At 68.4% G+C, this 12613-nt stretch carries 8 protein-coding genes; 5 read left to right on the forward strand and 3 right to left on the reverse strand.

Going from position 1 to position 12613, the window contains the following annotated elements; genetic code table 11:
• Both U9977_RS10830 and U9977_RS10835 read left to right on the forward strand, forming a co-directional pair.
• A partial coding sequence (locus tag U9977_RS10830) for a WD40 repeat domain-containing protein (protein ID WP_322749093.1) occupies positions 1-1315 on the forward strand: 1315 nt, incomplete at its 5' end.
• A gap of 200 nt (positions 1316-1515) precedes the next feature.
• Positions 1516-3642 carry a protein kinase domain-containing protein gene (locus tag U9977_RS10835; RefSeq protein WP_322749094.1) on the forward strand — a complete coding sequence of 709 codons (2127 nt, stop codon included), beginning with the start codon at positions 1516-1518 and terminating at the stop codon, positions 3640-3642.
• Between the two features lie 47 nt (positions 3643-3689).
• Here the strand turns inward: U9977_RS10835 and U9977_RS10840 are convergent, their stop codons facing one another.
• Entirely contained in the window at positions 3690-6929 is a 3240-nt protein-coding gene (locus U9977_RS10840) for a bacterial transcriptional activator domain-containing protein (RefSeq protein ID WP_322749095.1), read from the reverse strand.
• A gap of 596 nt (positions 6930-7525) precedes the next feature.
• On the opposite strand from U9977_RS10840, the gene U9977_RS10845 reads away from it, so the two are divergent.
• The 3 genes from U9977_RS10845 (at position 7526) to U9977_RS10855 (ending at position 8902) form a co-directional block, all read left to right on the forward strand.
• Complete coding sequence (locus tag U9977_RS10845) at positions 7526-7828, forward strand: WXG100 family type VII secretion target (protein ID WP_322749096.1); 303 nt, start codon at positions 7526-7528, stop codon at positions 7826-7828.
• A gap of 76 nt (positions 7829-7904) precedes the next feature.
• The gene (locus U9977_RS10850) at positions 7905-8228 is read left to right on the forward strand and encodes a hypothetical protein (RefSeq protein WP_322749097.1); all 324 of its coding nucleotides are present in this window, start codon (positions 7905-7907) and stop codon (positions 8226-8228) included.
• A 71-nt stretch (positions 8229-8299) separates the two neighbouring features.
• Positions 8300-8902 carry a hypothetical protein gene (locus tag U9977_RS10855; protein WP_322749098.1) on the forward strand — a complete coding sequence of 201 codons (603 nt, stop codon included), beginning with the start codon at positions 8300-8302 and terminating at the stop codon, positions 8900-8902.
• A 78-nt stretch (positions 8903-8980) separates the two neighbouring features.
• On the opposite strand, the gene U9977_RS10860 is transcribed toward U9977_RS10855, so the two are convergent.
• Positions 8981-10237 carry an APC family permease gene (locus tag U9977_RS10860; RefSeq protein WP_322749099.1) on the reverse strand — a complete coding sequence of 419 codons (1257 nt, stop codon included), beginning with the start codon at positions 10235-10237 and terminating at the stop codon, positions 8981-8983.
• Positions 10238-10286: 49 nt separating this feature from the next.
• Positions 10287-12470, reverse strand: coding sequence for an FtsK/SpoIIIE domain-containing protein (locus U9977_RS10865; protein ID WP_416210551.1), 2184 nt, complete (start codon positions 12468-12470; stop codon positions 10287-10289).
• Between the last annotated feature and the right edge of the window lie 143 nt (positions 12471-12613).

Here is a 12613-nt window from a genome sequence, read left to right on the forward strand (position 1 = left end):
TAATGACAAGAGTGTCCGTTTGTGGGATCTCAGTGACCCGGGCCAACAGCGCTTGGTGGATCCGCCTCTCGCCGGCGACACCGATGTCGTGACCGCGGTGGCGTTCTCCCGGGACGGTCGGACTCTTGCCAGCGGCAGCAATGACAGCACTGTGCTCCTGTGGGATCTCACCAGCCCGAGCCAACCGCCCCACCCCGTCGGCCTATCTCCTAGCAGCCTGACCAGCGCGTCTCCTGGCGACCTGACCAGCGCGGTGACGTCGGTGGCGTTCTCCCGGGACGGTCGGACTCTTGCCAGCGGTAGCAATGACAGCAGTGTGCTCCTGTGGGATCCCACCAGGCCGAGCCAACCATCCCGGCCCGTCGGCCCACCTGCCACTGGCGGCACCAGTGCGGTGACGGCTGTGGCGTTTTCGCCTGACGGCCATACGTTCGCCACCGGAAGTAACGACGACAACAATTCCGTCCGCCTGTGGGATCTCACCAGGCCGAGCCAACCATCCCGGCCCGTCGGCTCGCCGTTTACTGATCCCATCACTGGCCGTATCGGTGCGGTGACGTCGGTAGCGTTTTCGCCCGATGGCCATACCCTCGCCGCCGGTACCAACGACAACGGTGTCCGCCTGTGGGATCTCACCACGCCGGCAGGTGTTCAGTCCATCGGCATTTCTCTCACCGGCCATACCGGCACGGTGACGTCGGTGGCGTTTTCGCCCGACGGCCATACGCTCGCCAGCGGAAGTTACGACAGTACCGTGCGCCTGTGGGATGTCAGTAGCCCGGGTCAGCCCCGCCCCGTCGGTTCGCCTCTCACCGGCCATACCGGCACGGTGACGTCGGTGGCGTTTTCGCCCGACGGCCGTACCCTCGCCAGCGGAAGCTACGACGGCACCGTGCGCCTGTGGGATGTCAGCAGCCCGGACCGGGCTCGCCCCATCGGTCCGCCTCTCACCGGTCACACCGACATCGTGACGTCGGTGGCGTTCTCGCCCGACGGCCACATCCTTGCCAGTGGCAGCAATGACAAGACCGTTCGCCTGTGGGATCTCACGACCCCGACCGGTCCCCAGCCCCTCGGGATCCCGCTCAGGGGCCACGCCGGCACCGTGACGTCGGTGGCGTTCTCACCGGACGGCCACACCCTCGCCACCGGGAGCTATGATCGTACCATTCAAATCTGGGATGTCTCCGTCTTCGACACGCTGCGCACGAACGCGCTGCCGTGGGCATGCGCGTTTGCTGGAACCTCACTGGACCAGGAGACCTGGACTTTGTACACGCATGATCTGCCCTATGCGGACACTTGCACCAGCTGAAGATCCGCATGGAAGGCAACCGTACATTTCGGTTAAAATGGACAACTTCGCCACAGGCGCCTAGAATCACGGGGTCCGGATCATACGGCGAGCCGATGGGTACCGACCAGGTTTCCGACGGCTTTATGACCGGGATGCGGGTGGGGCCTGTGCGGTCGGGTAATCTCCGCACGTGATCGGGGTCGGCGAGAGGGGATCGGGTGCTCGCGCCGCTTGCTGCTGACGATCCGCGTTCGGTCGGGCCGTACCGCCTGCACGGCCGTCTCGGTGAAGGCGGCATGGGCGTCGTCTACCAGGGCTTCGCCCCGGACGACACGCCGGTGGCAATCAAGTTCCCGCACCGTAACGTCGCCGCGGATCCTGAGTTCCGCGCGCGTTTTCGGCAGGAGGTCACGGCCGCCCGGCGGGTTCGTGGCACCTTCGTGGCTGAAGTGCTCGACGCGGATGTCGACGCCCCTCGTCCGTGGATGGCGACCGCATACGTGGACGGGGTGAGCCTGGCCGACGCCGTGCGCCGACGTGGCCGCCTGGACGGCAACGCGCTGATGAGCCTCGCCGTCGGGCTGGCCGAGGCCCTGGTCGTCATCCATGACGCCGGCGTGGTGCACCGCGACCTCAAACCCGGGAACATCATCATGGCATGGGACGGGCCGAAGGTCATCGACTTCGGTATCGCCCGGTTGTCCGACGCCACAGTGAACACGAAAACCGGCTTCAGCATCGGAACCATCGCGTGGATGGCACCCGAGCAGCTTTCCGGCGAGCGTGCCGGACCCGCCGCCGACATTTTCGCCTGGGCGACCTGCGTCGCGTACGCCGCGACCGGCCGGCATCCCTTTGCCGCCGAGACCCCGACCGCTTCGATGGCCAGGGTCCTCGGCGGCCCTCCCGATCTTGCTGGCATGCCGGTAGCGGTCGCCTCGGTGATCTCCAGGGCGTTGGCCAAGGCACCCGCCGAGCGCCCCACCGCGGCCGATGTGGTGACGGGTCTCACCGGCCACCACATCCACGGCATAACCGAATCCGAGCAGATCGCCACCCGTCTCGTCCGTGGTGGCGATGCCCCACCGCCGGCAAACCCGTACGGGCCGCCGCAGCCCTCCGCCACCCGCCGGGAAGCTCCGTGGTCGGGCTGGCAGACCCCACCGCCACCAGGGGCGGGGGGCTACACCGGACCCCCGAATACCGGATTTCCGTCCGCACCGTCCCCATCGGACTGGCAGCGGCCCGCCCAGGAGGAGCTGCGGACACCGCAGCCGCCTTTGCCAACCGCATCCCGGGCTGCGCCGCCGGCAGCGCCCGACGTGCGCGGCATGCTCGACCCCCCGGGCCCACCTCAACAGGGCTGGTTCGGCCGCTCCGTGCCGATGGCGACGCCGGTTCTGGGCGTCCTGCTGGTGGCAGCTGTCCTGACGCTGATTCCCTCCGCGCTGCGGACGCCCGGACTCTACCGGAACCGTGATGTATGGGATGTTTTCGGCGAATTCGGGATAGCGTTCCTGGCATTGCCGGTGGCGCTCATCGCTTTGGTGGCCGCAAACCGGTGGGGTAGTGGGCGTGACTTCGCGAGCGGCTGCGTCGTCGGCCTGTCCGTGATGTCGCTGGCGGAACTCGGTTGGACCCGCGAGATCATTCATGAGCCACGCCGTGCAGGCTGGTGGATGATTATGATAGGGGCTGCGGTTTCCATGACCGTCGTTCTCGCCTGGCGAGGCTGGACGGCTGGCTGGAGCTCCGGACGCTGGACGGCCTTTGCCACGTTGGCGGTCGGGCTGGGCGTCGTCCTGTTCATCCCAGCCAATCCCCTCTGGAAGGCCTACGTCCTTTCCGACCAGCGGAGTCTGATCGGAACGCTCGTCATCGGAGGGATGCTGCTTCTTGCCAGTCTGCTGGCGCCGTCCGGAGGCGCGACATTTCTCATCGCGGCGGTGGCGGCCGGTGTCTGCGCACTCGAGATGTTCCAGCCGAGACTCATGATCTATGTGGTGGACAGCTTCGCCGTGGTGATCGGGCTGGTGGCACTCGGCCTGCTCTGTGATCGCCGGTCGGACCGTTTCTTCCTGTTCGCAGCGAGGGCCACCGTTGCGGTGGCGCTGCTGCGGCTCAAGGCGCCGTCGTTCATGATCCCAATTTCGCCGCGTCTTCTCGCGCCCCTTGGCGGAACCAACCTGAACCTGCCCGATGTTCATCTAGCCGCGTTCGCGGCGATCGCGGTACTTGCGCTGTTCGGCGCCCGTGCCCGCGGCCCGATGCTGCCGATGCCGGGGCCGTGGCAACCGCCGCCTTCCGCGTTCCCGCCGTACCGGGTCAACGGGCCGTACGGCTGATCCTCTACGGCCCGCGGACCCCGGCCCGGCTATCGGTAGCGCCCCGGTTATCGGCGGCGCAATCCCGACAGCAGTTCCCGTACCAGCGCCTCTGTCTCGGCCTGAGCCTTCAGACCGCTTCGCGGTGGCGCGATCACCCGGTACGTCTCGCCGATCACGGCTTCCAGCGCCTTGCGGTCGCGCCGGGCGGCAACCGTACGCAACAGGTCTCGCCACAGGACCTCGGCCGTCGGTACGGCGCGCAGGCCGGTCCGGCATGCCGCAACGGCGGTCACGGTATCGCCATAGCCGAGCGTGAGTTGGGCAAGCCGGTGGGCAACATCCACAACCGTGGTCGCTATGGACGTTCTGATCGGGCTCGAGGCCAGCCAGTCGTAGCGGTGATCGGGTAGGTTCGTCCACAGCGGCCCGGTGACCAGTCGTAACGCGGTGATGAGGTCCTCTTCGGCATCGGTGTTGGCATCGGTGTTGACATCCGGCCACCCGGACCGGTGGGTGTAGGCGATGAACAGGTCCCAGTCACACCGGACATCGTCCGCGAGCCGCCAGCATCCGTCGTCGCTGATGGTGATGCGCGGACCGCCGCCGCTGGCTGGCCCGAGCCAGGCGCGGGCGTCGTCGAGTGCCGCCGCCACCACCTCGCCGGACGCTCCGTGTGGCCAGATCGCCGTCTTGAGGTCGCTGGTGGGTATCCCGTTGCGATGCAGGGCGAGATAGACCACCAATTCGGTCAACAGGTCCCTGCGATCGGGCGCCAACGGACCGGGAGCGTCGATGGTGATGGTCCCCAGAACGCGGATCTCGGCGTCGTTCGGCCGGTACAGGTCCACTGTCACCAGCGGTGGCGTTTCTGCCGCGCGGGGCTGGGCTTCTTTGCGTGGGGGTTCTTCGCGCGGGAGTGGCTCGCGCTGGGTTTCTTCGCGTGGAGATTCCTCGCCGGGGGGAGGTACCGGCGGTGGGCGCCGGGCCGCAGCCTCCCTCGGGGAGAGGCCCGGTACGGCGGTAGCCGGCAGTGCTGTGGCCAGCGGCGCCGCAGGCGGCAGCACCATCGGGGGAGCTTCAGCGCGTGCGGCGGGCGCTGCCCGGACCGGAAAGGAACGCGGCGGCGGGAGCGCTGGCAGCCCTCCGGTCGGGATCGTCTGGGACCCCGCGGACCCCGCGGGCCGGACACCGAGCGGATGTGATGGGCTCGCCGCTACCGGCCGCTCACCGGGGGGCAGCGGGGGCATCGGGGGCCTGGGCCGTGGGGCCGTGAGTGGCGCGCGTGGCGGTGGCGGAGGTGGGGGAGGTAGCGGTGGGATGGGCGGTACCGCTGGATGTCTGCGACCGTCGGGCGCTCGACGAGACACGGCCGGCAGCTCGGGGACCGGCGGGCTCACTCGCGGCGGAATGTCTGGAACCCACGGGACGGGCGCCGGTACTCCTCCCTGAGCAGGAGCAGGAGCCAGCGCGACGGCTGCTGAATCCCGGACCGTAAACCTGACCATCTCGGTGCCCGGCCGGCCCGCACCCAGCGCGTTCGTCGCAGAGATCCACGCCTGGGTCTGGCCCGAGGCGTCCGTCTGGCCCGGACCCGCTGGCAGCGCGGGTGGCGTGGGGCTTCGGGTTGTCCAGGTCGCTGGATCGGCGTCGGTCCCCCGGAACATCTCAACGATGGCCGAGTACTCGTCCGCCGGCAGCGTCAGAGCGTTGACGTCGAACCCGAGAACGCCGAGGGACAGCCTGCCATCGGTGCTGACCGTGAAGCGCCAGCGAGCAGCACTTGTGTCGCCTACCGTGATCACACCGACACCCCGGGTGCGTCCTGTGGCGAGGACCGACAGCCGCGCGACCTCGTCGTCGGATGGAGGCGCAGCGAGCACCAGCAGGTCCGGCGCCCACAGCGCCTGGGTCCGCGCAGCCTGCCGGCCTCGCAGCGCAGCGCCGAAGGTGGTGTTCGGATCGTTCTCATCGCCGGCCGTGGTGGCGCGTCGTGACTCACGATCAGTTAGTTCGTTCAGAACCTCGCCGAGGCTGGTACCGGTCCGCAACCGGTTCGGGGCGATCGGCGTGGGGTCGCCGGGAAAACCGATCATGTGGACGCGCAGCTCATCCGACCACAGGTTCGTGGCAAGTTCCACCGCGATGGACACGGCTACCTTGCGGGCCACGGCCACATCCCCGCCCAGGCTGATGATTCCCGGGGCACCCTCGACGTCTACGAGAATCTGGGAGCCATCGTCATCTGTGCCGACCGTGGTGAGGCCCGGGTACGGGGCGGGTGTGCTCGCCGGAATCCCGGCACCGACACCGGTGGGCAGGCCGTCGGGTGTGTCGGCGATCCGGTCGATGAGCCAGTGACCCGGCGCCTGGCCAACCCGCCATGGTGCCGGCGGCTCGTCGGCTTCGGCTGGCGCGATGTGAAGCAGCAGTGTGGAGTCGGTGAGAGTGGCCGCGTAGACCGACGGCAGGGTGCGGCCGGCCGTGGTCAGCTTCGCGGAAAGTACCCGTAACGCCTGGTCGACAAACCGGGCCGCCCCGACATCTGCGGCAAGGCGGAGGGCGGTCTCGATGTTCTCGATCGGATCATCCGTGCTGGCCCTTGTTCGCCGCCCGGCCAGGGCTACCACCACTCCCGCCGCCAGCAGCGCGGACCCGGCGACGCCCCGCAAGGGCGTGACGGCGCTCGCGGCAGCGACGATCGCGCTATCGACGTTCGTGGCCGCCGCCATGACGCCGTCCCCGACCGGCCGGTCACCGGCCGTGCCACGAGCCTCAGGCCGCACAGCCTCAGGCCGCACAGCCTCGGGCCGAACAGCCGAAGCCGTGATGGCGGGATGCAGCCCGGGCGCGTCCGCGCCGGGTGTGAGCAGGATGGCGGTGCCGGAGAACAACAGGGTGGCGGCGACGAGACGGTGTGCCAGCGTCTGCGAACCGCCGCCGAGTGGGATCCGTGGCGGGCGGTCGCAGCCTCGCCGTCCGGACCGCCACTCGGCGATGACGCAGATGACGAAGTGCGCCCACGCCAGCCACACCACGCCCGACAGGATCACCATCAGGGTCGCCTGGTCGATCCTGTTCGCAGGAGCCCAGGCAGGAGCCCACACCCCGGGAATCGGTAAACCGACCAGCAGCACCAGCATGGCTGGCACACCAATTATGATCACGGTGAGGAGAGTGACCGCCCGCACGGCGCGCAGCCGTTCCCGCCGCGGGACGAGCGGGTGAGCAGCCCGCGTCGCCGGCCGTGCATGCCGGCGGCCGGATGGTCCGGCATGGTCGCGGCGGGACGGCGTCACGGTTCCCATCGTCTTCCCCCCGGGTTCGGGCCGACCAGACTTTCATCCGGGCTGTGGATAAACGTCGTCACTGTTGACACGTTCGTCATCGCTGGACGTCGTTTTCAGGCGCGCCGTACCTGGGTCGGCGGGTACGGCTCGGTGTGGGCGACGGGCGCAGCAGCCTCGCCGAGGAGCCGGATAGTTGCCGAACGACATGTTGATCTATCGTCGGAGCGGACACCAGGCCTCCTTCTGGCCGCGCTGGCAGATGCGATAAAACAGTAGATTCATACAAAAACGTTCGTAACCGTATCAACGGGACGCGCTCTGTGAGATGCTTGCCGCAGCGAACCTGTTACGGAGTGGATCCGCTGGCGCAGGATGTAGCACGATATGTGGCTATCTGATGGAGTGCGGTACCACGACACTGTGGCACGCAAAGTGCTTGTTACGCCACTCTTGGCAGAAATGAAGCACCGGTGGTGACTTGATGACCACCGGACGAGATCCGCTGCGGGACGGAACGACCCTGCACCAGACGATCCGCCGCGCTGTGACAGCGCACGCCGAAGCCTGCCCACTCCGCCAACGCCAGCCCACCTACCTGAAAGAGGCCGGAGACGATGCCCAATCTCAACGTCACCTACACCGAGATGGACGACGCCAGTACCAGACTCCGCAACGGCAAGACCGACATCGAGACGCATCTGAACGCCTTGAAGAAGACGGTCGACGCGCTGGTCGCGGGCGGCTATGTCACCGACCAGTCGAGCGTGCAGTTCCAGGACTCCTACGACAGATTTAACACCGGTGTCACCAACACGCTGGGCGGCCTGGACGGTATGGCCGGGTACCTCACGAAGGCCGCGGAGGCATTCCGTACCGCCGACACCCAGCTCGCGAACTCGCTTCGGGGGCAGGGTTAGCAGGCCGGGCTCCACCACGGCCGCCGATTACGAGGCTTCGCGTGTACAGGCCTGCACATAACGGAGGTGGGTTTCGATGACTGCTGACCGCCTGTCGGTCGATCTTCCGGGTCTGGACTCTCTCGCGCGCAATCTGGAATCGATCCGATCGACGATGAACGCGACCCGTTCGACGCTCGACCACTATCGGGGCCAGCTGGGCTCGGCCGAAATCGAGAACGCACTCAGCGATTTCGAGCACGACTGGAGCGACGGGCGCAAGAAGATCGATGACAATGCGAGCAAGCTGGCGACGATGGCGTCGGAATCCGTGCGGGCACTGCGCCAGGTCGACACCGACCTGGCTACCAACCTGAACCGGGCGTCACAACCCACGGATGAGGGGGTGGCGGGGATCTGAGTAACCACACCGCAGCCAGCTGGCCGGCAACCGCCGGGTTCTCGATCACCATTCCGGACACCTGGTTCGAGGTGGACCTGAACCCGGTGACCCGCCGGGCATCCATCGACGCGTTGGTCCGCGAGCGCACGCGCGGTGTCCCCGAACTCGCCGGGCACTGCGCGGCGATCTCCCGCATACTGCGCCATGCGGCCAGCGACGCCGCTGCTGGTGGCGCACTGTTCTGCGGGGTCATGGCTGAGGCGGTTGAAGGCACGGGCCTGTCCGCCGGAGTGACCGTCTCGGTGCTTGCCGCGCCCGGCGGCGACCGCACGGATGGCGACCGCACGGATGGCGACCGGATCGCTGGCGTCACCTCGGGCGCGATTATGGCCACGCTGACGGAGAAGGTCGCCCGATCACCGGATGACACCTGGACCACGGTGGCACTCGTCGATCTTCCGCAGGCCGGGCAGGCCGCTCGTGCCTACGGTGTCGAGGACCTCACATTGCCTGATCGGGCCGGTTGGATCAGGACGACGACAATGCAGACCTTTGTCCCCATCCCACAGTCGGGCCAGGTCGCCCTGGTCGCCTGCTCCAGCCCGAACATGGTGCTTGTGGACGCGTTGCACGACCTGTTCGATGCGGTGACCTCAACCTTCCGATTCGTCAACCTTCCGATTCGTCCGTGACGGCGGCCAGCTCGCGGCATCCTGCTGACAGCACAGTTGGTCAGTTGGTCGGCTGTTCAGGTGGCGGGGTCGTCCGGGTTATGGCCGGCGTGCGGCCCGTACGGCGATGCCGGCGGTGAGAACGCCGAGCCCGGTGAGGATGCTGGCGGCCGGCAGGGTCAACGCGAGGACGACACAGCCAGCGCCGCCGACCAGCGCGAGCGGGCGTAGCCAGCGTCGTTGTGGGCCGTCCAGGGTGAAGGCGCTGGCGTTGGCGACCGCGTAATAGACGAGGATCGCGAAGCTCGAGAATCCGATTGCTCCCCGGACATCGGACACGGTGACGATGACGATGACCGCGCCACCGAGCAGCAGTTCAGCCCGGTGTGGAACGCCGTGGGTTGGATGCACCGCGGCGAGCCAGCCGGGCAGATCCCGTTCGCGCGCCATTGCCAGGGTGGTGCGTCCGACCCCGGCAAGGAGCGACAACAGCACCCCGAGACTCGCCACCACCCCGCCCACGCGGACCGCGGGAGTCAGGGAGTGGAGCCTGCCGGCGCTGACCGCGACGGCGAGTGGGTCAACGGCGGCCGCCAGCCGGTCGGGGCCGACGGCCAGCAGGGCGGACAGCCCGACAAGGAGGTAGACGCCGACCGTGAGCCCGAGCGCGGCAGGGATCGCCTTCGGGATCGTCCGCGTGGGGTCGCGGACCTCCTCGCCCAAAGTGGCGATCCGAGCGTATCCGGCGAACGCGAAGAACAGCAGTGCCGCGGCCTGCAGGACAGCGTGGACAGCGCCCGGCCCGCTGCCTGGCCAGATCGGGCTCAGCCGATCGGCGTCCGCTGTGCCACCGGCCAGGCATGCGACCACCACGAGGGTCAACGCGATCAGGGTCAGCGCGACCAGTAGTCGGGTCAGCAGGGCGGTCTTGGCGATCCCGAAGTAGTTGACCACGGTCAACAACACCGCGGCGGCGACCGCGACCGGGCGGGGATGCTGCGGCCAGGCGTAGGCCCCGATGGTCAGGGCCATGGCGGCGCAGCTAGCGGTCTTGCCGACCACGAATCCCCAGCCGGCGAGATAGCCCCACACGGCGCCGAGGCGGCGGCGCCCGTACACGTACGTGCCACCGGACTCGGGGTAGCGGGCTGCCAGCTGGGCCGACGACGTCGCGTTGCAGTAGGCGATCACCGCGGCGATCGCGAGACCGATGAGGAGGCCGGCTCCCGCGGCGCCCGCTGCCGGTCCGAAGGCCGCGAACACACCCGCGCCGATCATCGATCCAAGGCCGATGATCACCGCATCACCCGGGCCAAGGTGCCGTTGGAGCGAGCCGGCCGGCTCCGCGTCAGTCATGAGCCATCGCCTTCCTGGGACGCCCGCAGGTGTGGCCTGCCGGCGAACGCTATCCAGGCGTGGAGAAGGCGACCTGGATGGGCGTTGTCCTGCCCCGGAGTACGAACAGCCCGCGACCGACGGGCATGGCGGCGGAATTGCCGCGGGACAGCCGTATTCCGAAGAGATCTCCCTCACTGGGCGTGCCCGGCGCAAGGATTACCCCGCTTCGTGACCGACGAGCATCAACCATGAACCCTCGGTACTGGCCGGTCAGGTCCGCGGTCGTACCGGCCGCGATGAACGCGTGACTGTCGTCGCGGGCGGTTCGCAGGAATTCGGTCATACGGTCGGCCAGGGGTGCGTTTGCCAGCAGCTCCGCGTCATCCATGACGACAACCAGGCCGCCCGAGCCCCCGACGCAGGCGCAGGCGGCATCGATGTCGCTGGCCGTCGCCTCCGTACCGAGTACGTCGATCACCTGTGGACGGCCCGCGAGCGCCGACAGCGGTGAGCGCCGAGGGGTCAGCACTAGCAGCCGGGCGCCGCCGGCCAGCAGCGATTCCGCCATCGTCAGCAGCGCGGAGCTCCGGCCGGAGCGCGCCGGGCCGGCGACGACGAAACCAGGTCCGTCGGCGGCGAGATCGATATCGATGGGGGCGAGTTCATCGCCGCCGGCGCCGATCAGCGCGACAAGCGATGCCAATGGCCCTGATCCGTCGGTCGGGGACGGTGATCGTCGTCCCGGGCGCAACGCCTCGGTCTCGGCGACGGTGACGCGCCCGGGGAGCACGTCGATGCGAAACGGCCGTCGGTAGTCGGTTCGGGCGCCGGTGGCTGGTCCCGGTGGCACTCCGTCACGAGTCGCTGCGGCCATGGAGATTTCCTGCAACGCTGTGACCTGCGCACGGCCGGACGGATCCTCGGTGAGCAGCGCGATCTGGGTTTCTACGGAGGTCTCCGCCTGAAATCCACGCCCCGGCGGTAACGTGTCGGGCACCGTGCCCGAGGCGAGGCCCACCATCGCGTAGTCGGACCGGTCCGCCATCCGTAGCACGAACCGGTTCTCGATCGTCCCGCTGAACCGTCCGGACGCGCTGCGTCGATCACCGGTCATGACGACCCGCAGGCCGACCGATGGTCCTTCCCGTAGCAGCCGGGTCAGCAGGTCCACGAGTGCTCCGCCGTCGACGTCCTCGAAGGATGCCAGGAAGCTCTCGAAGCGGTCGATCAGCAGGACCAGGTACGGCAGCGGGCGGTCGCGGTCGACGGCTCGTTGCTCGGCGAGGTCGGCGTACCCGCGGGCGGCAAAGCTCTCCTGCCGTTCGACGATCTCGGCGATGAGCCGGGCGAAGAGCCGTTGAACCCGCTCGGGAGAGTCCCGGCTGACCACGGCCCCGGTGTGCGGCAAGGACGTCAGGGGCGCAAGGGCGTTGTTCCCGCAGTCCAGCGCGTAGAGATGAACGTCGGCGGACGATATGGTGGCCGCCGTCGATCCGGCCAGGGTACGCAGGGCTGTTGATCGTCCTGACCGCGGTGAGCCGACGAAGAGCAGATGACCCCCGTTCTCGATGTCAATCGTGAAAGGACGTTGGGCCTGGCGGTCGCAATGGTCCGCCAGGCCGATCGGGACGGGCGGCAACGCGTGCGGGCCCGCGGGGATGGACCCCGGCAGCGTCCGTAGGGCGAGCCGTTCGGGTAGCGGTGGCAACCACGGACTGTATTGCGATGGGATAGCAAGGGTGACGGCTGCCTCCCGGATCGCTTCGACGAGCACCTTGAGGTCGGTGATCTCATTCTCGGATGATCGTGGCCGGGGCGGTGTCGGCGGCGGTTGGCCCAACGCGGCCCAGGTCAGTTCGGTTACCCACGGTGGGATCAGATAGTCGGTTGTGCCTCCGGAAACAGCGGTGGCCCCGGCCGGTCGACGACCACCGACCCGGCCGGACTGGAACGGGACGAGCGACGCGTGCCCCAGCCGAACGTAGGCACGACCGGGGGTGGCCGGTGAGATGCGCGCGGCGTCCGGCGCGTTGATGACGTCGGAGCTCTCCGCGGTATCGGTGACACGCAGCGCTATCCGTAGGTTCGTGTTCGCCCGGATCTCGGGCGACACCACCCCGCTGGGCCGCTGGGTCGCGAGCAACAGATGGATGCCGAGCGACCGGCCGCGCTGCGCGATGTTGACCAGACCGGTGACGAAGGCGGGCAGTTCACGGGCGAGCGAGGCGAACTCGTCGATCACGAGCAACAACCGGGGCAGCGGGGCAGGGCCGGGGGCCGGGCCGGTCGGTGCGCGACGCGTCTGCGCGGCGACCAGCAGCGCGTAGTCCTCGATGTCCTTTGCTCCCGCATCTTATACACATCTGACGCTGCCGACGATCGCAAAAGTGTAGA

Origin of the sequence: Protofrankia sp. Cas8 (genome assembly GCF_963555845.1) — a bacterium.
Taxonomy (GTDB): domain Bacteria; phylum Actinomycetota; class Actinomycetes; order Frankiales; family Frankiaceae; genus Protofrankia.